Annotated in this window: 22 protein-coding genes; 8 read left to right on the forward strand and 14 right to left on the reverse strand. The window is 59.3% G+C overall.

Annotated features, from left to right (window positions below; all coding sequences use genetic code 11):
• Positions 1 to 59: 59 nt before the first annotated feature.
• The 6 genes from odhB to sdhC all read right to left on the reverse strand — a co-directional run bounded on the left by odhB (position 60) and on the right by sdhC (position 7,642).
• Complete coding sequence (odhB, locus tag PPUTUW4_RS19295; RefSeq protein ID WP_015096187.1) at positions 60 to 1,286, reverse strand: 2-oxoglutarate dehydrogenase complex dihydrolipoyllysine-residue succinyltransferase; 1,227 nt, start codon at positions 1,284 to 1,286, stop codon at positions 60 to 62.
• A gap of 42 nt (positions 1,287 to 1,328) precedes the next feature.
• The gene (locus tag PPUTUW4_RS19300; RefSeq protein ID WP_015096188.1) at positions 1,329 to 4,160 is read right to left on the reverse strand and encodes a 2-oxoglutarate dehydrogenase E1 component; all 2,832 of its coding nucleotides are present in this window, start codon (positions 4,158 to 4,160) and stop codon (positions 1,329 to 1,331) included.
• A gap of 253 nt (positions 4,161 to 4,413) precedes the next feature.
• Positions 4,414 to 5,118, reverse strand: a complete 705-nt coding sequence (locus PPUTUW4_RS19305) for a succinate dehydrogenase iron-sulfur subunit (RefSeq protein ID WP_003223007.1) — start codon at positions 5,116 to 5,118, stop codon at positions 4,414 to 4,416.
• Positions 5,119 to 5,129: 11 nt separating this feature from the next.
• On the reverse strand, positions 5,130 to 6,902 hold the full coding sequence (gene sdhA / locus PPUTUW4_RS19310; protein WP_015096189.1) for a succinate dehydrogenase flavoprotein subunit: 1,773 nt from the start codon (positions 6,900 to 6,902) through the stop codon (positions 5,130 to 5,132).
• Between the two features lie 3 nt (positions 6,903 to 6,905).
• Positions 6,906 to 7,274: a succinate dehydrogenase, hydrophobic membrane anchor protein gene (sdhD, locus tag PPUTUW4_RS19315; protein ID WP_007977503.1), complete on the reverse strand. Its 369-nt coding sequence runs from the start codon at positions 7,272 to 7,274 to the stop codon at positions 6,906 to 6,908.
• Positions 7,268 to 7,642: a succinate dehydrogenase, cytochrome b556 subunit gene (gene sdhC / locus PPUTUW4_RS19320; RefSeq protein WP_015096190.1), complete on the reverse strand. Its 375-nt coding sequence runs from the start codon at positions 7,640 to 7,642 to the stop codon at positions 7,268 to 7,270. The genes sdhD and sdhC overlap by 7 nt, the downstream gene beginning before the upstream one ends.
• A 363-nt stretch (positions 7,643 to 8,005) precedes the next feature.
• On the opposite strand from sdhC, the gene gltA reads away from it, so the two are divergent.
• Positions 8,006 to 9,295, forward strand: coding sequence for a citrate synthase (gene gltA / locus PPUTUW4_RS19325; RefSeq protein ID WP_007977501.1), 1,290 nt, complete (start codon positions 8,006 to 8,008; stop codon positions 9,293 to 9,295).
• A 1,000-nt stretch (positions 9,296 to 10,295) separates the two neighbouring features.
• On the opposite strand, the gene PPUTUW4_RS19335 is transcribed toward gltA, so the two are convergent.
• The 4 genes from PPUTUW4_RS19335 to PPUTUW4_RS19350 form a co-directional block, all read right to left on the reverse strand.
• Positions 10,296 to 11,954: a cation acetate symporter gene (locus PPUTUW4_RS19335; RefSeq protein WP_015096192.1), complete on the reverse strand. Its 1,659-nt coding sequence runs from the start codon at positions 11,952 to 11,954 to the stop codon at positions 10,296 to 10,298.
• Positions 11,951 to 12,262: a DUF485 domain-containing protein gene (locus tag PPUTUW4_RS19340; protein ID WP_007971395.1), complete on the reverse strand. Its 312-nt coding sequence runs from the start codon at positions 12,260 to 12,262 to the stop codon at positions 11,951 to 11,953. Before PPUTUW4_RS19340 ends, PPUTUW4_RS19335 begins: the two co-directional genes overlap by 4 nt.
• A gap of 242 nt (positions 12,263 to 12,504) precedes the next feature.
• Positions 12,505 to 13,356, reverse strand: a complete 852-nt coding sequence (locus tag PPUTUW4_RS19345; RefSeq protein WP_015096193.1) for a glycine betaine ABC transporter substrate-binding protein — start codon at positions 13,354 to 13,356, stop codon at positions 12,505 to 12,507.
• A gap of 77 nt (positions 13,357 to 13,433) precedes the next feature.
• Positions 13,434 to 13,610 carry a hypothetical protein gene (locus PPUTUW4_RS19350; protein ID WP_227698102.1) on the reverse strand — a complete coding sequence of 59 codons (177 nt, stop codon included), beginning with the start codon at positions 13,608 to 13,610 and terminating at the stop codon, positions 13,434 to 13,436.
• A 34-nt stretch (positions 13,611 to 13,644) separates the two neighbouring features.
• On the opposite strand from PPUTUW4_RS19350, the gene PPUTUW4_RS19355 reads away from it, so the two are divergent.
• Complete coding sequence (locus PPUTUW4_RS19355; RefSeq protein WP_015096194.1) at positions 13,645 to 15,240, forward strand: glycoside hydrolase; 1,596 nt, start codon at positions 13,645 to 13,647, stop codon at positions 15,238 to 15,240.
• A gap of 126 nt (positions 15,241 to 15,366) precedes the next feature.
• On the opposite strand, the gene PPUTUW4_RS19360 is transcribed toward PPUTUW4_RS19355, so the two are convergent.
• Positions 15,367 to 15,735 carry a hypothetical protein gene (locus tag PPUTUW4_RS19360; protein ID WP_015096195.1) on the reverse strand — a complete coding sequence of 123 codons (369 nt, stop codon included), beginning with the start codon at positions 15,733 to 15,735 and terminating at the stop codon, positions 15,367 to 15,369.
• A 225-nt stretch (positions 15,736 to 15,960) separates the two neighbouring features.
• Here PPUTUW4_RS19360 and PPUTUW4_RS19365 point away from each other — a divergent pair, with 225 nt between their 5' ends.
• Positions 15,961 to 17,259, forward strand: a complete 1,299-nt coding sequence (locus PPUTUW4_RS19365) for a hypothetical protein (RefSeq protein ID WP_015096196.1) — start codon at positions 15,961 to 15,963, stop codon at positions 17,257 to 17,259.
• Positions 17,252 to 18,040: a VacJ family lipoprotein gene (locus tag PPUTUW4_RS19370; RefSeq protein ID WP_015096197.1), complete on the forward strand. Its 789-nt coding sequence runs from the start codon at positions 17,252 to 17,254 to the stop codon at positions 18,038 to 18,040. Before PPUTUW4_RS19365 ends, PPUTUW4_RS19370 begins: the two co-directional genes overlap by 8 nt.
• Positions 18,041 to 18,167: 127 nt before the next feature.
• Here the strand turns inward: PPUTUW4_RS19370 and PPUTUW4_RS19375 are convergent, their stop codons facing one another.
• Positions 18,168 to 19,082, reverse strand: a complete 915-nt coding sequence (locus PPUTUW4_RS19375) for a DUF808 domain-containing protein (RefSeq protein ID WP_015096198.1) — start codon at positions 19,080 to 19,082, stop codon at positions 18,168 to 18,170.
• Positions 19,083 to 19,216: 134 nt separating this feature from the next.
• On the opposite strand from PPUTUW4_RS19375, the gene PPUTUW4_RS19380 reads away from it, so the two are divergent.
• Positions 19,217 to 19,825, forward strand: a complete 609-nt coding sequence (locus PPUTUW4_RS19380) for a TetR/AcrR family transcriptional regulator (RefSeq protein ID WP_015096199.1) — start codon at positions 19,217 to 19,219, stop codon at positions 19,823 to 19,825.
• A 108-nt stretch (positions 19,826 to 19,933) separates the two neighbouring features.
• On the opposite strand, the gene PPUTUW4_RS19385 is transcribed toward PPUTUW4_RS19380, so the two are convergent.
• Both PPUTUW4_RS19385 and PPUTUW4_RS19390 read right to left on the reverse strand, forming a co-directional pair.
• Complete coding sequence (locus PPUTUW4_RS19385) at positions 19,934 to 20,392, reverse strand: transposase (protein WP_015096200.1); 459 nt, start codon at positions 20,390 to 20,392, stop codon at positions 19,934 to 19,936.
• A gap of 212 nt (positions 20,393 to 20,604) precedes the next feature.
• Complete coding sequence (locus tag PPUTUW4_RS19390) at positions 20,605 to 21,045, reverse strand: heme-binding protein (protein ID WP_015096201.1); 441 nt, start codon at positions 21,043 to 21,045, stop codon at positions 20,605 to 20,607.
• Between the two features lie 268 nt (positions 21,046 to 21,313).
• On the opposite strand from PPUTUW4_RS19390, the gene gcl reads away from it, so the two are divergent.
• The 3 genes from gcl (at position 21,314) to PPUTUW4_RS19405 (ending at position 25,098) form a co-directional block, all read left to right on the forward strand.
• Complete coding sequence (gene gcl, locus PPUTUW4_RS19395; protein ID WP_015096202.1) at positions 21,314 to 23,089, forward strand: glyoxylate carboligase; 1,776 nt, start codon at positions 21,314 to 21,316, stop codon at positions 23,087 to 23,089.
• A 140-nt stretch (positions 23,090 to 23,229) separates the two neighbouring features.
• Entirely contained in the window at positions 23,230 to 24,012 is a 783-nt protein-coding gene (gene hyi / locus PPUTUW4_RS19400) for a hydroxypyruvate isomerase (protein ID WP_015096203.1), read from the forward strand.
• A 192-nt stretch (positions 24,013 to 24,204) separates the two neighbouring features.
• Complete coding sequence (locus tag PPUTUW4_RS19405; RefSeq protein ID WP_015096204.1) at positions 24,205 to 25,098, forward strand: 2-hydroxy-3-oxopropionate reductase; 894 nt, start codon at positions 24,205 to 24,207, stop codon at positions 25,096 to 25,098.
• Positions 25,099 to 25,222: the final 124 nt, after the last annotated feature.

The following is a 25,222-nucleotide window of genomic DNA, read 5'->3' on the forward strand; positions in this document are numbered from 1 at the left end:
CGGCAAGCCAGGCTGCGGGTTTTCCGACAGCACGGGCTTGCAGCTCATGGCTGCTTCTATCAGATATCCAGCAACAGACGAGCCGGATCTTCCAGCAGGTTCTTGATGGTCACCAGGAAGGTCACAGCTTCTTTGCCATCGATCAGGCGGTGATCGTAGGACAGTGCCAGGTACATCATCGGACGGATAACGACCTGACCGTTGATGGCCATAGGACGCTGGATGATGTTGTGCATGCCCAGGATGGCGGCTTGTGGCGGGTTGACGATCGGGGTCGACATCATCGAACCGAAAGTACCGCCGTTGGTGATGGTGAAAGTACCACCGGTCATTTCATCCATCGACAGTTTGCCGTCGCGGGCTTTCTTGCCGAAGGTGGCGATGCCGCCTTCGATTTCAGCCAGGCTCATCAGTTCGGCGTTACGCAGAACCGGTACAACCAGGCCGCGATCGCTGGAAACTGCAACGCCGACGTCAGCGTAGCCGTGGTAAACGATGTCGCCGCCGTCGATCGAGGCGTTGACAGCCGGGAAGCGCTTCAGTGCTTCGGTAGCCGCTTTCACGAAGAAGGACATGAAGCCCAGGCGCACGCCGTTGTGGGACTTCTCGAACAGGTCCTTGTACTTCGAACGCAGCGCCATGACTTCGGTCATGTCGACTTCGTTGAAAGTGGTCAGCATCGCCATGTTCGACTGGGCTTCAACCAGACGCTTGGCCACGGTGGCACGAACGCGGGTCATCGGCACGCGCTTCTCGATGCGGTCGCCAGCAGCGAACACAGGAGCAGCGGCAGCCGGAGCAGCCGCCTTGGCAGGTGCGGCAGCAGGAGCGGCTTTCTTGGCTTCGACAGCGGCAACCACGTCTTCCTTGGTTACACGGCCATCTTTGCCGGTACCTTTGACGGAAGCCAGGTTGATGCCGTTCTCTTCGGCCAGCTTGCGAGCGGCTGGAGCGGCGATAGCGTCTTCGTCAGCGCCGGCAGCCGGAGCTGCGGCAGCAGCAGCAGCAGCCGGAGCAGCAGCGGCAGCCGGAGCGGCAGCAGCAGCGCCGCCTTCAACGATGGAGCCCAGGACTTCGTCGGACAGAACGGTGTCGCCTTCGTTCTTGACGATAGCGCCCAGCACGCCGTCAGCGGTAGCCAGCACTTCCAGCACGACTTTGTCGGTTTCGATGTCGACGATCAGTTCGTCGCGCTTGACCGCATCGCCCGGTTGTTTGTGCCAGGTGGCAACGGTGCCATCGGCAACCGATTCCGGGAAAGTGGGGGCTTTGATCTCGATAGCCATTGTCTGTGGTTCCTTAAATTCGGTTTCAGGTGCGCGAAGGCGTTAAACAGTAAAGGCGTCTTGCAGCAGTTTTTCCTGCTGTTCGGCGTGCATCGATGCGTAACCGCATGCCGGTGCAGCAGAAGCCTCACGGCCCGCGTACTCGAGTACGAGAGACTTGTTGAGGTTGCTGATGCTGCGACGCATGTGGTGTTGGCTGCAGTACCACGCACCCTGGTTCATCGGCTCTTCCTGACACCAGACGGCATGTTTGGCGTTGGTATAAGGAGCCAGGACTTCTTTCAAGTCGTCCTCAGGGAATGGGTACAGCTGCTCGATACGCACGATGGCGATGTCGTCACGACCTTCGGCACGGCGTTTTTCCAGCAGGTCGTAGTAGACCTTGCCGCTACACAGAACAACGCGCTCGACCTTTTTCGGGTCTTGGGCATCGATTTCCGGGATGACGGTCTGGAACGAACCTTCGGCCAGATCTTCCAGCGTCGAGATGGCCAGCTTGTGGCGCAACAGCGACTTCGGAGTCAGGACTACCAATGGTTTGCGCAGCGGGCGAATCACCTGACGGCGCAGCAAGTGGTAGATCTGAGCCGGCGTCGTCGGCATGCACACCTGAATGTTGTGCTCGGCGCACAGCTGCAGGTAACGCTCCAGACGAGCCGAGGAGTGCTCCGGCCCCTGACCTTCATAACCGTGCGGCAGCAGCATGGTCAGACCGCACAGACGGCCCCACTTGTGCTCGCCACTGGTGATGAACTGGTCGATTACGACCTGGGCGCCGTTGGCGAAGTCGCCGAACTGGGCTTCCCAGATAACCAGGGCATTCGGCGTGGTGGTCGAGTAACCGTACTCGAACGCCAATACCGCTTCTTCGGACAGGAACGAGTCGTACAGGTCAAAACGCGGCTGACCGTCGTACAGGTTCTGCAGCGGGATGTAGGTGCCCGCGTCTTTCTGGTTGTGCAGGACAGCGTGACGGTGCGAGAACGTACCGCGGCCGATGTCCTGGCCAGTCATGCGAATCGGGTGACCTTCGAACGCCAGGGTCGCGTACGCCATGGTTTCGGCGTAGCCCCAGTTGATCGGCAGGCCACCGGCTTGCATCTTCTGGCGGTCTTCGTAGATCTTGGCAACCTGGCGCTGAACCACGAAGCCTTCCGGGATTTCCAGCAGCTTGGCGGACAGTTCCTGCAAGGTCTTCAGATCGAAGCGAGTGTCGTGACGCGCGGTCCAGGTGTGACCCAGATACGGACGCCAGTCCACGAACAGTTCCTTGTTCGGCTCTTTGACCAGGCTCTTCACAACGTGCAGACCGTTGTCCAGTGCGTTGCGGTATTCGTCGACTTTCGCCTGAACACGCTCTGCATCCAGCACACCGGCCTGAGTCAGGCGATCGGCATACAGCTCACGGGTAGTGCGCTGCTTGGTGATCTGCTGATACATCAGAGGCTGGGTGCCGCTTGGCTCGTCGGCCTCGTTGTGGCCGCGACGACGGTAGCAGACCAGGTCGATCACCACGTCACGCTTGAACTGCATGCGGTAGTCGATGGCCAGCTGGGTCACGAACAATACGGCTTCCGGATCATCACCATTCACATGGAGGATCGGCGCCTGGATCATTTTCGCAACGTCGGTCGCGTACTCGGTGGAACGCGAGTCCAGCGGGTTGCTGATGGTGAAACCGACCTGGTTGTTGATCACGATGTGCACGGTGCCGCCGGTCTTGAAACCGCGGGTCTGCGACATCTGGAAGGTTTCCATGACCACGCCCTGACCTGCGAAAGCAGCGTCACCGTGGATGGAGATCGGCAGAACCTTCTCGCCGGTCGGGTCGTTGCGACGATCCTGACGGGCGCGAACCGAACCTTCGACCACCGGGGAAACGATTTCCAGGTGGGACGGGTTGAACGCCATCGCCAGGTGAACTTCACCGCCAGTGGTCATCACGTTGGACGAGAAGCCCTGGTGGTATTTCACGTCACCGGAACCGAGCTCGACCTTCTTCTTGCCTTCGAACTCGTCGAACAGCTCGCGCGGGTTCTTGCCGAAGGTATTGACCAGCACGTTCAGACGGCCACGGTGGGCCATGCCGATGACGATTTCCTTGGTGCCGTAGGAACCGGAACGCTGGATCAGCTCGTCGAGCATCGGAATCAGGCTTTCACCGCCTTCCAGACCGAAACGCTTGGTACCCGGGTATTTGGTGCCCAGGTATTTTTCCAGGCCCTCACCGGCGGTCACGCGCTCGAGCAGGTGGCTCTTGATGTCGGCGGAGTACGTCGGACGGCCGCGCACGCTTTCCAGACGCTGCTGGAACCACTGGCGCTGCTCGGAATCGGTGATATGCGTGAACTCGGCGCCGATGGTGCGGCAATATGTCTGCTGCAACGCTTCGTGAATTTCGCGTAGGCTCGCTTCCTCTTTGCCGATGAACAGGTCGCCGGCACGGAAGGTCGTATCAAGATCGGCATTGGTCAAGCCGTAATGATTGATCGACAGGTCTGTAGGTGCACGACGCTGCCACAGTCCCAGCGGGTCAAGCTGGGCTGCCTGGTGGCCACGCATACGGTAGGCCTGGATCAATCGCAGCACTTCAACTTGCTTCTTCTCGTGCTCACTGCTCACGCTGCCGGCGGAAACCGGTTGGGCGCGGCGCTGGTTCTTTGCCAGCAAGACGAAATGATCGCGAATTGTGGAGTGCGAAACATCGGTGGCAGAGTTGCCGTCAGCAGGCAACTTCTGGAAGTAGGTGCGCCACTCTTCTGGCACAGCGTTAGGGTCGTGCAGGTAGAGCTCATAAAGCTCTTCCACATAGGCAGCGTTACTACCGGATAGGTAGGCACTGTTCCACATGCGCTGCATCACGCTTTCTTGCATGCTTGGTCACCCTCGGTTAGGGGAACACCACCGGTGTCGACACCGAGCAAACTTGCAGAAGTCCGAATGCAGCGACCAAAACAAGCCACTAGGATCACACTGATAGTCCGGGTACCAGCCCGGATGCCCCTGCTTGTCTCATTTCTTCAAAATAAGAGCCGCAGCCTTTTAAGCTGCTGCCCAGGTTAAAACTACGGCGCCGGTTGAAGCCTGCGCCGCAGCATCTACGGGTACAGCGGGTACAGCAGCTGAATCACACGCCGCTCGAGAGCAACATGTTACGGATGTGACCGATGGCCTTAGTCGGGTTCAGGCCTTTCGGACATACGTTGACGCAGTTCATGATCCCGCGGCAGCGGAATACGCTGAACGGGTCATCCAGCGAAGCCAGACGCTCGGACGTCTTGGTATCACGGCTGTCTGCCAGGAAGCGGTACGCTTGCAGCAGGGCAGCCGGGCCCAGGAACTTGTCCGGGTTCCACCAGAAGGACGGGCAGGAAGTCGAGCAGCAAGCGCACAGGATGCACTCGTACAGACCGTCCAGCTTTTCACGCTCTTCAGGGGACTGCAGACGCTCGATGGCCGGAGCCGGCGTGTCGTTCTGCAGGTATGGCTTAACCTTCTCGTATTGCTTGTAGAAGATGCTCATATCGACGACCAGGTCACGGATAACCGGCAAACCTGGCAGAGGACGAACGATCAACTTGTTACCTTTTACGACGGCAGACAGCGGCGTGATGCACGCCAGGCCGTTTTTGCCGTTGATGTTCATGCCGTCGGAACCGCAAACACCTTCACGGCAAGAGCGACGATAGGAGAAACCTTCGTCCTGCTCTTTGATCAGGGCCAGCACGTCCAGCACCATCAGGTCTTTACCACCGGTATCGACCTGGAATTCCTGCATGAACGGCGCAGCGTCCTGATCAGGGTTGTAACGATATACACTGACTTGCAACATGGCGGTCACCCTTAATAAGTCCGGACTTTAGGTTCGAAAGTCGGAACAGTCTTCGGCGAGAAGTTCACGGCACGCTTGGTGACGCGCTTGTCACCCGGGAAGTACAGGGTGTGGCACAGCCAGTTTTCGTCGTCACGATCTTCGAAGTCTTCACGGGCGTGTGCACCGCGGGACTCTTTGCGAACTTCAGCAGCGATAGCGGTAGCTTCGGCCACTTCCAGCAGGTTTTGCAGTTCCAGCGCTTCGATACGGGCAGTGTTGAACGCCTGCGACTTATCGTTGATCTTCACGTTGGCAATGCGCTTGCGCAGCTCGGCCAGCTGGGCAATACCTTTCTGCATGTATTCTCCGGTACGGAATACACCGAAGTAGTTCTGCATGCAGCTTTGCAGCTCGCGACGCAGGGTAGCCACGTCTTCGCCATCAGTACGGTTGTTCAGTGCATTCAGGCGCGACAAGGCAGCTTCGATGTCGGCTTCGGTAGCGTCGTCGTACTCGATACCGTCGGTCAGCGCCTTTTCCAGGTGCAGGCCGGCAGCACGGCCGAATACCACCAGGTCGAGCAGCGAGTTGCCGCCCAGACGGTTGGCACCGTGAACCGATACGCAAGCCACTTCACCCACAGCGAACAGACCAGGAATGATCTGGTCGACGCCTTCGGCGTTCTGGGTGATCGCCTGGCCATGAATGTTGGTGGCAACGCCGCCCATCATGTAGTGGCAGGTCGGAACAACCGGAACCGGAGCAACCACCGGGTCAACGTGTGCGAAAGTCTTCGACAGTTCGCAGATGCCTGGCAGACGGCTGTGCAGCACTTCCTCGCCCAGGTGGTCGAGCTTGAGCATCACGTGGTCGCCATTCGGACCGCAACCGTTGCCGGCGATGATCTCTTTAACCATCGAACGGGCAACAACGTCACGACCGGCAAGGTCCTTGGCGTTCGGAGCATAACGCTCCATGAAACGCTCGCCGTGCTTGTTGATCAGGTATCCACCTTCACCACGGCAGCCTTCTGTAACCAGTACACCGGCGCCGGCGATACCTGTCGGGTGGAACTGCCACATTTCAATGTCTTGTACCGGTACGCCGGCACGCAGCGCCATGCCAACGCCGTCACCGGTGTTGATCAGGGCGTTGGTGGTCGACGCGTAGATACGGCCTGCACCGCCGGTCGCCAGCACGGTGGCTTTGGCGCGGATGTAGGTGGTTTCACCGGTTTCGATGCAGATCGCGATCACACCGACGAACTCGCCTTCGCCGTTCTTCACCAGATCGACAGCGTAGTACTCGTTCAGGAACGTGGTACCGGCTTTCAGGTTGCCCTGATAGAGGGTGTGCAACAGTGCGTGACCGGTACGGTCGGAGGCAGCGCAAGTACGCGCAGCCTGGCCGCCCTTGCCGTAGTCCTTGGACTGGCCACCGAACGGACGCTGATAGATACGGCCTTGTTCGGTACGCGAGAACGGCAGACCCATGTGGTCCAGCTCGAAAACGGCGGCCGGGCCTTCCTGACACATGTATTCGATAGCGTCCTGGTCACCGATGTAGTCGGAACCCTTGACGGTATCGTACATGTGCCAGCGCCAGTCATCGTTCGGGTCAGCAGACGCGATCGCGCAGGTGATGCCGCCCTGGGCGGATACAGTGTGCGAACGGGTCGGGAACACCTTGGTGATCACGGCAGTCTTGTGACCACCTTGTGCCAGTTGCAGCGCTGCGCGCATGCCGGCACCGCCACCACCAATAATGATGGCGTCGAAAGAAATCGTTGGAATGTTAGCCATGAATCAGATACCCCAGAGAATCTGCACACCCCAGACGAAGTAAGCGAACATCGCAACGCCGCATACTGCCTGGAAAAGGAAACGTACTGCAGTTGCGGACTTGCCCAGCGCCATCGGCGTCAGGTAGTCGGTCGCGATGGTCCACATGCCGACCCAGGCGTGAGCGCCCAGGGCAACGAGGGCCAGCAGACTGAAGATACGCATCCCGTTGTGGGCGAACAGGCCGTGCCATTGGTCGTAGCCAATGCCCGGGTTCGCTGCGAGGTATCCGATCAGGAAGATGAAATAAGCCGCGAGAACGACCGCAGACACACGTTGCGCCATCCAGTCATAAAGACCGGAACGCGAAAGGTTCGTAACGCTGGTTACCATATCCAAACTCCTGCCAGAACGATCAACACCACGGAAACGGCGATGATAATTTTCGAGCCCAGGCGGCCGCCTTCCAGCGTCTCACCGATGCCCATATCCATGATCAAGTGGCGCACACCGGCTACCAGGTGATACAGAAGAGCGGACAGGAGGCCCCATGCTACGAACTTGGCCAGCGGGCTGGTCAAGCATGCCTTCACCTCGGCGAAACCTTCCTCGGAACCCAGGGATTTGCCCAATGCATAAAGCATGAAGCCAAGGCCCAGGAAGAGGATGATGCCGGAAACACGGTGAAGAAACGACGTAACGCCGGTGATGGGGAGTTTGATGGTCCTTAGGTCTAGGTTTACAGGTCGTTGGCTTTTCACGGCTTTTTTTTCACACTGAAGAGCCCCTAACAATCAGGGCAAAGTTGTTGGGGAGTGCACTGGTCAGGTAACCACCACCCAGGGATGCGACCCCCAATAAAGCAGGCCCAAAAGCCCCTGGCGGTCGGTGGCCGAGTATAGACAGTTAGGCTACTAATGACAACGCAAAGACCTAACCCAAACAGCTGATTGCGCAACTGACATAAAAGGCGTAAATGGCAGCCAATTTCGAGAAAAAAGTCCGGTTAAAGCCTTCTGGAGCAAGACTTTAGGCAAATTGACATTCGAATTTATCTCACTATAGTGGTGCGGGCCCTGCGTGGGGGGTCTGTCTGATGATTTCAAGCATAAATAGGAGGCCACATGGCTGACAAAAAAGCGCAGTTGATCATCGAGGGCGCAGCCCCCGTCGAGCTGCCCATTTTAACCGGCACCGTTGGTCCCGATGTTATCGATGTTCGGGGCCTGACGGCCACGGGCCGTTTCACTTTTGACCCAGGCTTCATGTCGACCGCCTCGTGCGAATCGAAGATCACCTATATCGACGGCGACAACGGCATCCTGCTGCACCGCGGCTACCCGATCGAACAGCTGGCTGAAAAGTCGGACTACCTGGAAACCTGCTATCTGCTGCTCAACGGCGAACTGCCGACCGCAGAACAGAAGGCCCAGTTCGTCAGCACCGTGAAAAACCACACCATGGTTCACGAGCAGTTGAAGACCTTCTTCAACGGCTTCCGTCGCGACGCTCACCCGATGGCCGTCATGTGTGGCGTAGTCGGCGCCCTCTCGGCCTTCTACCACGACTCCCTGGACATCAATAACCCGCAGCATCGCGAAATCTCCGCGATCCGCCTGGTTGCCAAGATGCCGACCCTGGCAGCGATGGTTTACAAGTACTCCATGGGCCAACCCATGATGTACCCGCGCAACGACCTGTCGTACGCGGAAAACTTCCTGCACATGATGTTCAACACCCCGTGCGAGATCAAACCGATCAGCCCGGTACTCGCCAAGGCCATGGACCGGATCTTCATCCTCCATGCCGACCACGAGCAGAACGCCTCGACGTCCACCGTGCGCCTGGCGGGCTCCTCGGGCGCCAACCCGTTCGCCTGTATCGCTGCCGGCATCGCTGCACTGTGGGGCCCTGCCCACGGCGGTGCAAATGAAGCCGTACTGACCATGCTCGATGAAATCGGCGATGTTTCGAACATCGACAAGTTCATCGCCAAGGCCAAGGACAAGAACGATCCGTTCAAACTGATGGGCTTCGGTCACCGCGTTTACAAAAACCGCGACCCGCGCGCCACCGTCATGAAGCAAACCTGCGACGAAGTATTGAAGGAACTGGGCATCCAGAACGATCCGCAACTCGAACTGGCCATGCGCCTGGAAGAGATCGCCCTGACCGACCCGTACTTCATCGAGCGCTCGCTGTACCCGAACGTCGACTTCTACTCGGGGATCATCCTCAAGGCGATCGGCATTCCAACCAGCATGTTCACCGTGATCTTCGCCCTGGCGCGGACCGTCGGCTGGATCTCCCACTGGAAGGAAATGCTCTCCAGCCCGTACAAGATCGGCCGTCCGCGCCAGCTGTACACCGGCTACGAGTCGCGTGACATCACCAAGCTGGAAGACCGCAAGTAAGATCTGTCTTGCTGTAGCGAGTTGAGTTGTACCGGGAACGGCCTCTATTTATATAGAGGCCGTTTTTGTTTGTGTTTGGCGGTTTTTTGATCGTGGGCATATCCGTTATTTAGGTAACGGCGGCTTATGGTTCCGCCCTTACGGCGGGTCACTTGGAAAAGCCCCAAAGTAACCAAAGGGCTCTTGCCCCTGACATTCGGTGCCTCGCCGTGGCTCGGCATGCCCTCGCTCCGGTCCTGCTCCGTGGGCCCGTCGCCATCGGCCATCCATGGCCGGGGGCGGCTAACCCGGCATCCATGCCGGGTTGCCCACTGCGCAGTACCTGCGCTCGGCCTCACGAGGGGGCGTACACCGCAAAAGCAAAGCGAGGCGGCCTACCGGCCGGCCTGTTTGCTGGGTTCGTTCGTCTGTGATGTACCTGCGCCTGTCAGGCCGCCTTCGCGAGCAGGCTCGCTCCCACAGAAGAGCAAAGGACGATCGGTGCACCCCCACGCTCTTCACCACTCATCAGGCCGAGCGTTAGCTCGCCTGCCGCTCTTGATCTTGATCCACCCGCCCCCTCGGCAGGCTGAGCGCAGGTGTTCATCCGGGGATGGGCGCGCAGCGCCGTTCGACGCAGTCGAACTCATTGCATGTAGGTCGAAGCGAAGCCGACCGGAGGGCAATGCCCCCGGATGAATGCCGGAGCGAAGGAACCCCGAGCCTCAGCGAGGGGCCGTACGTAAGGGGCGAGCGTTTTTTGCTTACTTTTTAGGCGCTTGTAAAAAAGTGAGTCGCCGTAAGGGCGAAACCATAAGCCGCCGTTACCGCAGCAATGGATATGTACACGATCAGCGAAAGACAGGTCGGCTGGCAGGCCGCCTTCGCGAGCAAGCCCGCTCCCACAGTAAATCGGTACATCCGCAAAATTCAGGTCGATTAACGCACAATAAAAAAGTGCCCCGATCTCTCGACCGGAGCACTTCATAAAACATCGCCAGCTATATCAAAGCATCAAGACTTAGTGCGATACCGCCCCGCTCGCCCCAAGGCCAGTCTGCGAACGAACAAACTGCGGGAAGAACAGCGCCCGCTCATTGTCAGCCGCAGTCGACTTGTCAGTGACCGAGAAGAACCAGATCCCGACAAAGGCAATCATCATCGAGAACAACGCCGGGTACTCATACGGGAAGATAGCCTTCTCGTGATGCAGGATCTGCACCCAGATGGTCGGACCAAGGACCATCAGGCCTACCGCACTGATCAGGCCCATCCAGCCACCGATCATCGCGCCGCGAGTGGTCAGCTTTTTCCAGTACATGGAAAGCAGCAGTACCGGGAAGTTGCAGCTCGCCGCGATGGAGAACGCCAGGCCCACCATGAACGCGATGTTCTGGCTTTCGAACAGAATGCCCAGAACGATGGCCAGCACAGCCAAGGCAACGGTGGTGATCTTCGAAATGCGAATCTCATCCTTCTCGTTGGCCTTGCCCTTCTTGATCACACTGGCATACAGGTCGTGGGACACCGCCGAAGCACCCGCCAGGGTCAGGCCGGCCACTACCGCCAGAATGGTCGCGAACGCCACGGCCGAGATGAAGCCCAGGAAGATGCTGCCACCGACCGCATTGGCCAAGTGCACCGCCGCCATGTTGTTACCGCCGAGCAACGCGCCGGCCGCGTCTTTGAAGGCCGGGTTGGTGCTGACCAGCAGGATCGCGCCGAAACCGATGATGAAGGTCAGGATGTAGAAGTAGCCAATGAAGCCGGTAGCGTACAGCACACTCTTGCGAGCTTCCTTTGCATCACTCACGGTGAAGAAGCGCATCAGGATGTGCGGCAGACCCGCAGTACCGAACATCAATGCCAGCCCGAGGGAGAACGCCGAGACCGGATCTTTCACCAGACCGCCCGGGCTCATGATCGCTTCACCTTTAGGGTGAACCTTGATCGCCTCGGAAAACAGCATATTGAAGTCGAAGTTGACGTGCTTCATCACCATCAGCGCCATGAAGGAAGCGCCGGACAGCAGCAGAACAGCCTTGATGATTTGCACCCAGGTGGTTGCCAGCATGCCGCCGAACAACACATAAAGACACATCAGCACGCCCACCAGAATCACCGCGACATGGTAGTCGAGGCCGAACAACAGCTGGATCAGCTTGCCGGCACCGACCATCTGGGCGATCAGGTAGAACGCCACCACCACCAGCGAACCGCAGGCGGACAGCGAACGGATCTGGGTTTGCCCCAGGCGGTAGGACGCCACGTCGGCAAAGGTGTACTTGCCCAGGTTACGCAGGCGCTCGGCAATCAGGAACAGAATGATCGGCCAGCCCACCAGGAAACCGATCGAATAGATCAGCCCGTCGTAGCCAGAAGCGAACACCAGCGCGGAAATCCCCAGGAAAGACGCCGCCGACATGTAGTCGCCAGCAATCGCCAGGCCGTTCTGGAACCCGGTGATCTTGCCGCCAGCGGCGTAGTAGTCGGCAGCCGACTTGTTTCGCTTGGAGGCCCAGTAGGTGATGCACAGGGTGGCACCGACGAAGGCGACAAACATCACGATCGCGGACACGTTAAGCGGTTGCTTCTGTACGGCACCGGTCAGGGCTTCAGCCGCCCAGGCACCAGGCGCGAAGGCTGCGATGCTCAAAAGAGCCATTAGACGGCGGATCATTGCTGAGCCTCCTTGAGAATCGCATTGTTCAGGTCGTCAAACTCGCCATTGGCGCGTCGTACGTAGATACCGGTCAGGACGAAGGCCGAAACAATCAGCCCGACGCCTATCGGTATGCCCCAGGTAATCGAGGACTCAGGGTTGATTTTCGCCCCCAGCACCTGCGGCCCATAGGCAATCAGTAGAATGAATCCGGAGTAAAGCCCTAGCATGATCGCCGAAAGAATCCAGGCGAATCGTTCCCTCTTGCTAACCAGCTCCTTGAAGCGCGGGCTGTTTTGAATCGAGAGGTAAATGCTGTCGTTCATTGTTTTTATCCTCGCAGCACAGATTGAGTTGGAACGGTATCCACTCTATGCGGCTGCGGGGCAGGTTCCAGACGACCTTAGTCTTAGAACGACATGACGTTTTTGCCAATTTCCAGCATGCACCAAACAACTGTGGGAGCGAGCCTGCTCGCGAAGGCGCCTGATCAGCCGACAACTCAGTCAACTGACAGAACGCTTCGCGAGCAGGCTCGCTCCCACAGGGTCAAGCGTGCTCTTTGTTATTACTTGGTCCAGTCAGCCACGCGCTCAGGGTGCTTGGCGATCCAGTCCTTCGCCGCGGCTTCAGGTTTGGCACCATCCTGAATAGCCAGCATCACCTGGCCGATTTCATCCTTGGATTCCCACTGGAAGTTCTTCAGGAACTTGGCCACTTCCGGAGCCTTGGCCTCAAGGCCTTTGCTGCCGATGCTGTTCACGGTTTCTGCCGCGCCATACACGCCTTTCGGATCTTCGAGGAAGCGCAGTTTCCACTTGGCGAACATCCAGTGCGGTACCCAGCCGGTAACGGCGATGGATTCGTTCTTCTTCTCGGCACGGGTCAGCTCGGCAATCATGCCGGCACCGGAACTGGCCTTGAGCTGATAACCGGTCAGGTCGTAGTCCTTGATTGCCTGGTCGGTCTTGAGCATCACGCCTGAACCGGCGTCGATGCCGACGATGCGATTCTTGAAGGTGTCGTCGGTTTTCAGGTCCTCGATCGACTTGGCTTTGACGTACTCCGGCACGATCAATCCGATTTTTGCGTCCTTGAAGTTCGGGCCGTAATCGACGACCTGATCCTTGTTCTTCGTCCAGTATTCGCCGTGGGTCACCGGCAGCCAGGCCGAAAGCATGGCATCGAGTTTACCGGTCGCCACGCCCTGCCACATGATCCCGGTGGCAACGGCTTGCAGCTTCACGTCATAACCGAGTTTCTGCCTGATCACTTCAGCGGCCACGTTGGTCGTGGCAACGCTGTCCGACCAGCCGTCAACGTAACCGATCGTCACTTCCTTTCCGGCGGCACTGGCCACGGTAGAGCTGATCGCCAGCACCAAAGCGGCACCTGCGCCCAAGAGTCGTCGCATCTTCATCGTTACTTCCCCGAAAGTGCTGCGCTCGACGGATGCCGAGTCGCTTAAACGTATAGTTATGGTGCACAGCGCCCCCATCACGCCTCACAGCAAACCCGTCCCGACATCAGCGGAGTACTGACGCCTTCGATGATCAACCTGACGCTCATCGCGACCTGCTCTGCCAGCGACCTCAAGGCATCGAGAAACGACATCAGAAAGCCATTAATCCTGACCACGGAAAACGCGCCTGCCAAACCGCCCGAACTTTGCATGTCAAAATCATGCAGGCCACCAAGCACGCGGTAAATGCAGGTAACATGCGCCGCTTTGCTCCCACACGGCCTGACCATGTCCGCGACATACCGCTTCCCTCTTGCTGCTTATCTATTCGCTTGCCTGCTCGGGCTGTTCGCCCTTGGCGGCTTCTGGTACGGCCTCGGCAAACCGGTGGTCCTGCCGGACGCGGCCAGCGCCACGCACAAGCTGCAATGCGCGTCCTATACGCCGTTCGACAAGGACCAATCGCCGTTCGACCAACCCTTCAAGCTGCGCCCCGAGCGCATGGACGCCGACCTCGCGTTGCTGGCGACCCGTTTCGAGTGCATCCGCACCTATTCCATGACCGGCCTTGAAGCCCTGCCGGACCTTGCGCGCAAACACGGTCTGAAGTTGATTATCGGCGCCTGGGTCAACAGCAACCCGGTGGACACGGAAAAAGAAGTCGACCTGCTGATCGCTTCGGCCAACGCCAACCCGGATGTGGTGAGCGCAGTGATCGTCGGCAACGAAACCCTGCTGCGCAAGGAAGTCACCGGTGCGCAATTGGCCAAGCTGATCAACAAGGTCAAGAGCCAGGTCAAACAGCCCGTCACCTATGCCGACGTCTGGGAGTTCTGGCTCAAGCACCCTGAAATTGCCCCTGCCGTGGACTTCCTGACCATCCATTTGCTGCCTTACTGGGAGGACGATCCATCGAACATCGACGCCGCCCTGCAGCATGTGGCCGAAGTGCGTCAGGTGTTCGGCAACAAATTCGCGCCCAAGGACGTACTGATCGGCGAAACCGGCTGGCCGAGCGAAGGCCGCCAGCGCGAAACCGCCCTGCCGAGCCGGGTCAATGAAGCCAAATTCATTCGTGGTTTTGTCGCCATGGCCGAGCAGCAAGGCTGGCATTACAACCTGATCGAAGCCTTCGACCAGCCATGGAAGCGCGCCAGTGAAGGCGCGGTCGGCGGCTACTGGGGACTGTTCGATGCCGATCGCCACGACAAGGGCGTACTGGCCGGGCCAGTGACAAACGTCCCGTACTGGTCGCAATGGCTGGCGGTGGGCGGCCTGATCTTTATCGGCACCCTGCTGCTTGGCGGCCGGGTTCGCACAACGCGAGCGGCGCTGGTACTGCCACTGCTCGGCGCATTGGCCGCTTGCTCGATTGGCGCCTGGGGCGACCTGGCACGCGTCACCACTCGCTTCACCAGTGAATGGCTGTGGGTCGGACTGCTGACCGTGCTGAATCTGCTGGTGCTGACCCATGCAGCACTGACACTGAGTCCACGTGACGGGTGGCGCGGGCAGGCTTTCGATTTACTGGAGCGCCGTGCTGGCTGGCTGGTTGCAACGGCAGGTTTCGCGGCGGCCGTGATGATGCTGGAACTGGTATTCGACCCGCGCTATCGCAGCTTCCCGAGCGTGGCGTTCATCGTGCCGGCGCTGGTGTATCTGTGCCGTCCGGTGAGCGTGCCGCGCCGGGAAATCGCCCTGCTGACCTTCATCATTGGCGCCGGCATCGCACCGCAGCTGTTTCGTGAAGGTTTACTGAACCAGCAGGCCTGGGGCTGGGCGCTGGTGAGTGTGTTGATGGTGGCGGCGTTGTGGCGCTGCTTGCGGGTTCGCACAGCTTGATGTTGCATTGACCCGACTGGCCTCATCGCGAGCAAGCTCGCTCCCACAATTGATCTTTGTCGCACACGGATTTTGTGTTCACTGAAGATCCACTGTGGGAGCGAGCTTGCTCGCGATAGCGAACTATCAGGCGCTGCGGGAAGCCCTGACCAACCGCAACCCCGCAATCACCACCGCAAACACCGCCAGCGTCGTGTTGTACAACGCCAATGCCGGAAACCCGAACACCAGCGCCAGCACCGCCAGCCACCACCCTGCCCGCCCCGGAACAACGAAGCCGACGATCGCAGCCGCCAACGCAACCCATCCCAGGACTGCGAAGTGAATCATCAGCCCCAGGTTCGAACGCACCTGGCATTCCCAACGGCTCGCCTCATCCACGCAAATGCCGACCCACTGCGCATCCTCCATGAAGCCATAACGCGCGCCATAGCTGGCGGCCAGCCATACAGGCAACAAAACAAGCAGCAGGATCACGGGCAGGTGGCGGGACATGAAACACTCCAATTGGCGAAAAACGGCGGCCAGCTTAATCGCCCTTAAGCGTTTCGCAAGCGATAACAACTGTTAACTGGGCATTCAATCGCTGCAAAGTGTATCGTCCAGCTACTATAACTTCGAAATCAGGCCTGTTTGGTGCCGAGGGTTGGCACTTTGGCGTATATCCGGTGGTCATAGCCTGCGAAATTCATTTGACACCTTCTTCTAAGGGATTTAGTCATGCTCCGTTCCTTGCGCTTCGCCGCCCTGTTTGGCGGCCTTATTTTGAGTGCGTCCGCACTGGCAGTCGACATTGACGCCGCCAGTTATGGCTACCCCCTGACCAACCCGTTCGAGGCGACCATCGCGACCACGCCGCCGGACCTGCGTCCGGAGCTCCCCCTGGACGATGACATCGATCAGGCAGTGCGCAGCGTCACCTTGCGTCCGGAACGGGCGTTCGAATTGCCGGACAATTTCTGGGCGGTCAAGAAACTCGACTACCGCATTGCCACGCAGGATCACGCCGCGCCGCTGATTTTCCTGATCGCCGGCACCGGTGCGCGCTATGACAGTACCTTGAACGAATACCTGAAGAAGCTCTATTACAAAGCCGGCTACCACGTGGTGCAGTTGTCATCGCCCACCAGCTATGACTTCATGAGCGCCGCCTCGCGCTTCGCCACGCCGGGCGTTTCCAAGGAAGATGCCGAAGATCTGTACCGGGTGATGCAGGCCGTGCGGGCACAGAACCCGAAAGTACCAGTCACCGACTACTACTTGACCGGGTACAGCCTGGGGGCACTGGATGCCGCCTTCGTCGCGCACCTGGACGAAACCCGCCGCAGCTTCAACTTCAAGAAAGTCCTGCTGCTCAACCCGCCGGTCAACCTCTACACCTCGATCACCAACCTCGACAAGCTGGTCCAGACCGAGGTCAAGGGCATCAACAACAGCACCACGTTCTATGAACTGGTTCTGAACAAACTGACCCGCTACTTCCAGCAGAAGGGCTACATCGACCTCAACGATGCCCTGCTCTACGACTTCCAGCAGTCCAAACAGCACCTGACCAACGAACAGATGGCCATGCTGATCGGCACCTCGTTCCGCTTTTCGGCGGCGGACATCGCCTTCACTTCGGACCTGGTCAACCGTCGCGGCCTGATCACCCCGCCCAAGTTCCCGATCACCGAGGGCACCAGCCTCACGCCGTTCCTCAAGCGTGCGTTGCAATGCGACTTCGACTGCTACATCACCGAACAAGTCATCCCTATGTGGCGCGCCCGCACCGATGGCGGCAGCCTGCTGCAACTGATTGATCAGGTCAGCCTGTATGCGCTGAAGGACTATCTGCACGAAAGCCCGAAAATCGCCGTCATGCACAACGCCGACGACGTGATCCTCGGTCCAGGCGACCTGGGCTTCCTGCGCAAGACCTTCGGTGATCGCCTGACCGTTTACCCGTACGGGGGCCACTGCGGCAACATTAACTACCGCGTCAACAGCGACGCCATGCTGGAGTTCTTCCGTGGCTAAATTTCTCCTGCTTTTCGCAGCGTTACTCTGTGCAGGCGTCGCCCATGCAGACAACAGCAAAGCCAACGCCCCCGTAGTCGTCGACAGTGACGGCTTCAAGGAACCATTGAGCAAACTCAAATTCAACCCGGGCCTGGATCAGCGCGAGTTCGAGCGTTCGACGCTCGGTGCACTGGCCGTCTACGATCCGCTGGAAGAGTGGAACCGTCGCGTCTATCACTTCAACTACCGCTTTGACCAATGGGTGTTCCTGCCGGTGGTCAATGGCTACCGCTACGTCACCCCGAGCTTCCTGCGCACCGGCGTCAGCAACTTCTTCAACAACCTCGGCGACGTGCCGAACCTGTTGAACAGCCTGCTGCAACTCAAGGGCCAGCGCTCACTGGAAACCACCGGGCGACTGCTAGTCAATACCACCATCGGCATCGCCGGCCTGTGGGACCCGGCCACCGCCATGGGCCTGCCGCGCCAGAGCGAGGATTTCGGCCAGACGCTGGGCTTCTACGGCGTGCCGGGCGGCGCTTACTTCGTGCTGCCCGTCCTCGGTCCGTCGAACCTGCGTGATACCGGCGGCCTGCTGGTGGATTACACGGCCGAGAATGCGATCAACTACCTCAACGTGGCCGAGGTCAGCTCCAACCATCCGGAAGTCTTGATCCTGCGTGGCATCGACAAGCGCAACCAGACCAGCTTCCGTTATGGCCAGATGAACTCGCCGTTCGAGTACGAGAAAGTGCGTTACGTGTACACCGAAGCGCGCAAGTTGCAGATTGCCGAGTAAACCCGGTAGCCGAAAAACACTGTGGGAGCGGGCTTGCTCGCGAATAGGGTGTGTCAGACAACCTTTTAGGTGACTGACACACCCTATTCGCGAGCAAGCCCGCTCCCACATTTGTTATGTGTTGCCTTCAGCCTTTCAGGGCTTTCCAGATTTTGCTGACGGCCATCACGCCAACCAACACCACCGCACCCGCCACAATCCCCGCCACGCCATTGAGCAACACCGGCACGATAAATCCGCCGCCACCCGCCGCCGCACCGACACTTTCGATCCAGTGATGCACCACCGGCACACCGTGCGTGAGAATCCCGCCGCCCACCAGGAACATCGCCGCGGTACCGATCACCGACAGGCTCTTCATCATGTACGGTGCCGCACGCAGAATCGCGCCGCCGATGCTTTTCGCCATCTGCCCGGGTTTTTGGGTCAACCACAGGCCAAGGTCGTCGAGCTTGACGATACCCGCCACCAATCCGTACACGCCGACCGTCATGACAATGGCAATGCCCGAAAGCACGATGATCTGCTGGGTCAACGGAGCACCGGCCACGGTGCCGAGGGTGATGGCGATGATCTCCGCCGAAAGAATGAAGTCGGTGCGGATCGCGCCTTTGATCTTGTCCTTCTCGAACGCCACCAGGTCAGTGGCAGGATCGGCCACCGCCTCGACCAGTTGCGCATGCTCGGCGGCGTCTTCAGCCTTGCTGTGCAGGAACTTGTGCGCGAGCTTTTCAAAGCCTTCGAAGCACAGATAAGCGCCGCCGACCATCAACAACGGCGTGACCAGCCACGGAATGAACGCACTGATCGCCAATGCCGACGGCACCAGGATCAATTTATTGATGAACGAACCCTTGGCGACCGCCCAGACCACCGGGATTTCCCGCTCGGCCCGCACACCACTGACTTGCTGGGCATTGAGTGCCAGGTCGTCACCGAGTACGCCGGCCGTTTTCTTGGCGGCCATTTGGGTCATTACCGACACGTCGTCCAGCACGGCCGCGATATCGTCGATCAGCAACAGCAAACTGCTTCCTGCCATGAATCGGGTTTCCTTCTGCAATGAATGCGCAGCAGCATAGCGCGACACAAGAGCCTACGGTGCATTCTTGAGCGCCGCGCGAGGCCGGTGATACCATGCGCAACCGCCAGAACAGGCAAGGAATCACCGGGTTTATGAGCACTATCCGCGAGCGCAACAAACAATTGATCCTGCGTGCCGCCAGTGAGGAGTTCGCCGACAAAGGCTTCGCTGCGACCAAAACCAGCGACATCGCAGCCAAGGCGGGATTGCCCAAGCCCAACGTCTACTACTACTTCAAATCCAAGGAAAACCTCTACCGCGAGGTCCTGGAAAGCATCATCGAACCGATCCTGCAGGCTTCGACACCGTTCAATCCGGACGGCGAACCCGGTGAAGTGCTCAGCGGCTACATTCGCTCGAAAATCCGCATCTCCCGCGACCTGCCTTTCGCCTCCAAGGTGTTCGCCAGCGAAATCATGCACGGCGCGCCCCACCTGAGCAGCGACCTGGTCGAACAACTCAATGGCCAGGCCAAACACAACATCGAGTGCATCCAGACCTGGATCGACCGCGGACAAATCGCCCCCATCGACCCCAACCACCTGATGTTCAGCATCTGGGCCGCAACCCAGACCTACGCCGACTTCGACTGGCAGATCACCGCCATCACCGGCAAGGCCAGGCTGGATGAAGAAGACTACGAAGCGGCGGCGCAGACGATTATCCGGTTGGTGCTCAAGGGGTGTGAGCCGGAGCGGTAGACCGTAGCGCGGCCTTCGCGAGCAGGCTCTCCCACAGGGAATCTGTGAGCACTGGAGATCCATTGTGGGAGCGAGCCTGCTCGCGAATAGCAACACCACGGTTTCAACTCAAACCCAAACAGCATCCCACAGTGGATAGTCGCCCAGCTTCTCGACCAGCCCTGCCCGCAACGGGTTGGCCACAACATACCGCGCCATCTTCACCAAATCCTCATCTTGCCTCAGTGCTCGGTCGTGATAACCCTGTTGCCAAAGGCAGATCTTCCGGCCGACGGACCGATTGACTGCCTTGGTGCTTAGCGACTTGGTCCTTTGCATCAATCCACTGAGCGAACCCCGCTGCAACTCGACCAACCAATGAAAATGGTCAGGCATGACGACCCATGCCAATGACTTGGCACAACCTTGCGCCTGAGCATTGCGAAATTGGTCAACGACCAATCTGCCCAAGGTGAAATCCTTGAAGACAGGTCTGCGTTCGAAGGTATTGGCAGTCAATAGGTAGATACGGTTTTGTTCTGCGTAACGGCCGATACGCAGGCGATGTGAGGCAGACAACTTGGGCATTCCCTTGCCACTCTCATGATGAAGTCATGAAAAGGCTAGCCCCGCATTTGCTGGAGGCTAATGCAGACTTTTAGCTGAATGTGACTGGAAGAATGCCTTCGCGAGCAGGCTCGCTCCCACAATAGGTTTGCGCTGATCGGACATTTTGTGTCCGCCACCGTCCCTTGTGGGAGCGAGCCTGCTCGCGAAGGCGATTGATCAGGCGCTACAGATCAAGCCGCCACCCCCGCATCCGCCACCAACCCCAACGCCTCGATGGCATTGATCGCGCACTGCTCGTCAACATCCGACAGATCGCCGCTGATCCCCACCGCCCCCAGCACGTTCCCATCCTGATCCCGCACCAGCACACCACCCGGTGCCGGCACGACGCTGCCCTGCCCCAGGCTGTTCAACGCGGCGATAAACGCCGGGCGTTGCTGGGCGTCCAGCGCCAGCAGGCGTGAGCCCTTGCCCAGGGCGATGGCGCCCCAGGCTTTGCCGATGGCGACGTGCGGGCGCAGCAGGCTGGCGCCGTCTTCGCGTTGCAGGGTGATCAGATGCCCACCGGCATCCAGTACTGCGATGGTCAAGGGTGCCGCGGCGATTGCACGCCCGGCGGTGATGGCCTCGTTGACCAGATTGACTGCGACTTTCAAGGTTAAAGCGCTCATGGTGCCGTCCTCATTTTGTTATAGGGAAAGTCGTGGGGCTGCGCGTTTGTGCCGCGGCCCGATGCAACAAATAGAACACAATGAATTATTTTTTTGTATACAATAATTCTCGAAAGGCGCCACATGCGACGAAAAGCCACAGTAGAACGGGCTTCCGACGAATGAAACAAGCGCTTGAGAAAATGGATTGACCTGCGCCGTCCGCCGTGAATACACTCTGCGCAAAGCCACTTGTATACAATTACAAAACGTAAAGAGGCACAAAACCATGAGCAAAATGAGAGCAATCGAAGCCGCCGTTCTGGTGATGCGCCGTGAAGGGGTCGATACCGCTTTTGGCATCCCGGGTGCCGCGATCAACCCGCTGTACTCCGCCCTGCAAAAGGTCGGCGGCATCGATCACGTACTCGCTCGCCACGTTGAAGGCGCCTCGCACATGGCCGAGGGCTACACCCGCACCAAGGCCGGCAACATCGGCGTGTGCATCGGTACTTCCGGCCCTGCCGGCACCGACATGGTCACCGGGCTCTACAGCGCCTCGGCCGACTCGATTCCAATCCTCTGCATCACAGGGCAAGCACCCCGCGCCCGTATGCACAAGGAAGACTTCCAGGCTGTCGACATCACCAGCATCGTCAAGCCAGTCACCAAGTGGGCGACCACTGTTCTGGAACCGGGCCAGGTGCCTTACGCGTTCCAGAAAGCCTTCTATGAAATGCGCTCCGGCCGTCCAGGCCCGGTGCTGATCGACCTGCCGTTCGACGTTCAAATGGCGGAAATCGAATTCGACATCGACGCTTACCAGCCACTGCCACTGGCCAAGCCGACCGCTAGCCGGGTTCAGGTCGAGAAGGCCTTGGCCTTGCTGGATCAGGCCGAGCGTCCATTGCTGGTGGCCGGTGGCGGCATCATCAACGCCGACGCCAGCGACCTGCTGGTGGAGTTCGCCGAGCTGACCGGCATTCCGGTGATCCCGACCCTGATGGGCTGGGGCACCATCCCGGACGATCACCCACTGATGGTGGGCATGGTTGGCTTGCAGACCTCGCACCGCTACGGCAACGCGACCATGCTCAAGTCGGACGTGGTACTGGGCATCGGTAACCGTTGGGCCAACCGTCACACCGGTTCGGTTGACGTCTACACCGAAGGCCGCAAGTTCATCCACGTCGACATCGAAGGCACTCAGATCGGCCGCGTGTTCACCCCGGACCTGGGCATCGTTTCCGACGCCGCTGCCGCGCTGACCGTGTTCATCGAAGTCGCTCGCGAATGGCAAGCCGCCGGCAAACTGAAAAACCGCAGCGCCTGGCTGCAAGACTGCCAGCAGCGTAAAGCCAGCCTGCAGCGCAAGACTCACTTCGACAACGTGCCGGTCAAGCCGCAGCGCGTTTACGAGGAGATGAACCAGGTGTTCGGCAAGGACACCTGCTACGTCAGCACCATCGGTCTGTCGCAGATTGCCGGCGCGCAATTCCTGCACGTCTACAAGCCGCGTCACTGGATCAACTGCGGTCAGGCAGGCCCTCTGGGCTGGACCATTCCGGCAGCGCTGGGCGTGGTCAAGGCTGATCCGAACCGTAAAGTCGTGGCCCTGTCGGGGGACTATGACTTCCAGTTCATGATCGAGGAGTTGGCGGTGGGCGCGCAGTTCAAGCTGCCGTACATCCATGTTGTCGTAAACAACTCGTACCTGGGCCTGATCCGCCAGGCGCAACGCGGTTTCGACATGGACTACTGCGTACAGCTGTCCTTCGACAACCTCAATGCGCCGGAACTCAACGGCTACGGTGTCGACCACGTTGCAGTGGCCGAAGGCCTGGGTTGCAAGGCGCTGCGTGTGTTCGAACCGGCTCAGATCCAGCCTGCCCTGCGCAAGGCTCAGGAACTGATCGAAGAGTTCAAGGTGCCGGTGATCGTCGAGATCATCCTGGAGCGCGTGACCAACATTTCCATGGGCACCGAGATCAACGCCGTCAATGAATTCGAAGACCTGGCGCTGGTCGGCAACGACGCACCAACCGCGATTTCGCTGCTGGACTAACTGCTGACCGCTCTCCCTGTGGGAGCGGGCTTGCTCGCGAAGGCAGTCTGACATTCACCATTGATGTCGACTTGACACTCCGCCGTTCGACGAGCAAGCCCGCTCCCACAAGGGACTTCATACATATACAGGAGACCACCATGCCGCGTTTCGCAGCCAACCTGTCCATGCTGTTCACCGAACAGGACTTTCTTGCCCGTTTCGAAGCGGCCGCCAAAGCCGGCTTCAGTGGTGTCGAGTACCTGTTCCCGTACGACTTCAGCTCCGCCGAAATCAAGGCCAAGCTCGACGCCAACGGTCTGACCCAAGTGCTGTTCAACCTGCCGGCCGGTGACTGGGCCAAGGGCGAGCGCGGTATCGCGTGCCTGCCGGACCGGGTTGAGGAGTTCCGTGCCGGTGTCGATCTGGCCATCGCCTACGCGCAAGTGCTGGGCAACACCCAGATCAACTGCCTGGCCGGTATTCGGCCGCAGGGCTTTGACGATGCCACCGTGGAGAAAACCTTCGTCGCCAACCTCAAGTACGCAGCCGACAAGCTGCAAGCGGCGGGCATCAAGCTGGTGATGGAAGCGATCAACACCCGTGACATTCCAGGTTTCTACCTGAACAACACGGCGCAAGCCCTGTCGATTCGCGAGCAGGTCGGCAGCGCCAACCTGTTCCTGCAATACGACATCTACCACATGCAAATCATGGAAGGCGACCTGGCCCGCACCCTGCAATCGCACCTGGGCGAGATCAACCATGTGCAGCTCGCGGACAACCCGGGGCGCAACGAACCAGGCACCGGTGAAATCAACTACCGCTTCCTGTTCGAACACCTGGACCGCATCGGTTACCAGGGCTGGGTCGGTTGCGAATACAAGCCGCTGACCACCACCGAAGCGGGCCTGGGCTGGCTCAAAACCCATAACGCAATCTGAGATTGAAGTTGTGCCCTTGTGGCGAGGGGGCTTGCCCCCGTTCGGCTGCGAAGCAGTCGTAGCGCTGCACCCGCGCCTCAACTGACGAAAACAATTGGGGCCGCTTCGCGACCCAACGGGGGCAAGCCCCCTCGCCACAAAGAGCTCATCGGCCCAAAACCGGGAGCAACACAAAAACAAGAGGATTTTCTCATGGCTAAAATCGGATTTATCGGCACCGGCATCATGGGCCACCCAATGGCGTTGAACCTGCAGAAAGCCGGTCACAGCCTGTTCCTGTCGGCGCACCACGACGCCGCCCCTGCCGACCTGGTCGCCGCTGGCGCCGTTGCTCTGGCGAACCCGAAAGAAGTCGCCCAGGAAGCTGAATTCATCATCGTCATGGTGCCGGATACCCCGCAGGTCGACGACGTGCTGTTCCGTGCCGACGGTATCGCTGCTGGCGTGGGCAAAGGCAAAGTAGTGATCGACATGAGTTCGATCTCGCCGACCGCCACCAAGGCTTTCGCCGCGAAGATCAACGAAAAAGGCGCGCAATACCTCGACGCCCCGGTCTCCGGCGGTGAAGTCGGCGCCAAGGCGGCGACCCTGAGCATCATGGTCGGCGGCGATGCCAACGCCTTCGAACGCGCCCTGCCGCTGTTCCAGGCCATGGGCAAGAACATCACCCTGGTCGGTGGCAACGGCGACGGTCAAACCGCCAAGGTGGCCAACCAGATCATCGTGGCCCTGAACATCCAGGCGGTGGCCGAAGCCCTGCTGTTCGCTTCGAAAAACGGTGCCGACCCAGCCAAGGTGCGTGAAGCACTGATGGGCGGTTTCGCTTCCTCGAAGATCCTCGAAGTGCACGGCGAGCGCATGATCAAGGGCACCTTCGATCCAGGCTTCCGCATCAGCCTGCACCAGAAGGACCTGAACCTGGCCCTGCAAGGCGCCAAGGAACTGAACATCAACCTGCCGAACACCGCCAACACCCAGCAAGTGTTCAGCACCTGCGCGGCCATCGGTGGCAGCAACTGGGACCACTCGGCGCTGATCAAGGGTCTGGAACACATGGCGAACTTCTCGATTCGCGACAAGAAGTAAGTCCTGCCCCATCCCCATGTGGGAGCGGGCCTGTGGCGAGGGGGCTTGCCCCCGTTGGGCTGCGAAGCAGCCCCAAAATCTCTGATGAACCGAAGATCTTGTGAGTGCTACGCACTCAAACGGG

Source organism: Pseudomonas sp. UW4, assembly GCF_000316175.1.
In the GTDB taxonomy this organism is placed as follows: Bacteria; Pseudomonadota; Gammaproteobacteria; order Pseudomonadales; family Pseudomonadaceae; genus Aquipseudomonas; species Aquipseudomonas laurylsulfatiphila.

What these genes read in the sequence shown, in the direction of transcription:
- PPUTUW4_RS19305 (WP_003223007.1), bottom strand. Translation starts at nt 5,118, where the DNA reads ATGTTGCAAGTCAGTGTATATCGTTACAACCCTGATCAGGACGCTGCG.
- gltA (WP_007977501.1), top strand. Translation starts at nt 8,006, where the DNA reads ATGGCTGACAAAAAAGCGCAGTTGATCATCGAGGGCGCAGCCCCCGTC.
- PPUTUW4_RS19300 (WP_015096188.1), bottom strand. Translation starts at nt 4,160, where the DNA reads ATGCAAGAAAGCGTGATGCAGCGCATGTGGAACAGTGCCTACCTATCC.
- sdhD (WP_007977503.1), bottom strand. Translation starts at nt 7,274, where the DNA reads ATGGTAACCAGCGTTACGAACCTTTCGCGTTCCGGTCTTTATGACTGG.
- PPUTUW4_RS19335 (WP_015096192.1), bottom strand. Translation starts at nt 11,954, where the DNA reads ATGATCCGCCGTCTAATGGCTCTTTTGAGCATCGCAGCCTTCGCGCCT.
- PPUTUW4_RS19405 (WP_015096204.1), top strand. Translation starts at nt 24,205, where the DNA reads ATGGCTAAAATCGGATTTATCGGCACCGGCATCATGGGCCACCCAATG.
- PPUTUW4_RS19375 (WP_015096198.1), bottom strand. Translation starts at nt 19,082, where the DNA reads ATGGCAGGAAGCAGTTTGCTGTTGCTGATCGACGATATCGCGGCCGTG.
- PPUTUW4_RS19350 (WP_227698102.1), bottom strand. Translation starts at nt 13,610, where the DNA reads ATGCAAAGTTCGGGCGGTTTGGCAGGCGCGTTTTCCGTGGTCAGGATT.
- PPUTUW4_RS19355 (WP_015096194.1), top strand. Translation starts at nt 13,645, where the DNA reads ATGCAGGTAACATGCGCCGCTTTGCTCCCACACGGCCTGACCATGTCC.
- PPUTUW4_RS19385 (WP_015096200.1), bottom strand. Translation starts at nt 20,392, where the DNA reads ATGCCCAAGTTGTCTGCCTCACATCGCCTGCGTATCGGCCGTTACGCA.
- PPUTUW4_RS19360 (WP_015096195.1), bottom strand. Translation starts at nt 15,735, where the DNA reads ATGTCCCGCCACCTGCCCGTGATCCTGCTGCTTGTTTTGTTGCCTGTA.
- gcl (WP_015096202.1), top strand. Translation starts at nt 21,314, where the DNA reads ATGAGCAAAATGAGAGCAATCGAAGCCGCCGTTCTGGTGATGCGCCGT.
- PPUTUW4_RS19390 (WP_015096201.1), bottom strand. Translation starts at nt 21,045, where the DNA reads ATGAGCGCTTTAACCTTGAAAGTCGCAGTCAATCTGGTCAACGAGGCC.
- hyi (WP_015096203.1), top strand. Translation starts at nt 23,230, where the DNA reads ATGCCGCGTTTCGCAGCCAACCTGTCCATGCTGTTCACCGAACAGGAC.
- PPUTUW4_RS19365 (WP_015096196.1), top strand. Translation starts at nt 15,961, where the DNA reads ATGCTCCGTTCCTTGCGCTTCGCCGCCCTGTTTGGCGGCCTTATTTTG.
- PPUTUW4_RS19340 (WP_007971395.1), bottom strand. Translation starts at nt 12,262, where the DNA reads ATGAACGACAGCATTTACCTCTCGATTCAAAACAGCCCGCGCTTCAAG.
- PPUTUW4_RS19380 (WP_015096199.1), top strand. Translation starts at nt 19,217, where the DNA reads ATGAGCACTATCCGCGAGCGCAACAAACAATTGATCCTGCGTGCCGCC.
- odhB (WP_015096187.1), bottom strand. Translation starts at nt 1,286, where the DNA reads ATGGCTATCGAGATCAAAGCCCCCACTTTCCCGGAATCGGTTGCCGAT.
- sdhA (WP_015096189.1), bottom strand. Translation starts at nt 6,902, where the DNA reads ATGGCTAACATTCCAACGATTTCTTTCGACGCCATCATTATTGGTGGT.
- PPUTUW4_RS19345 (WP_015096193.1), bottom strand. Translation starts at nt 13,356, where the DNA reads ATGAAGATGCGACGACTCTTGGGCGCAGGTGCCGCTTTGGTGCTGGCG.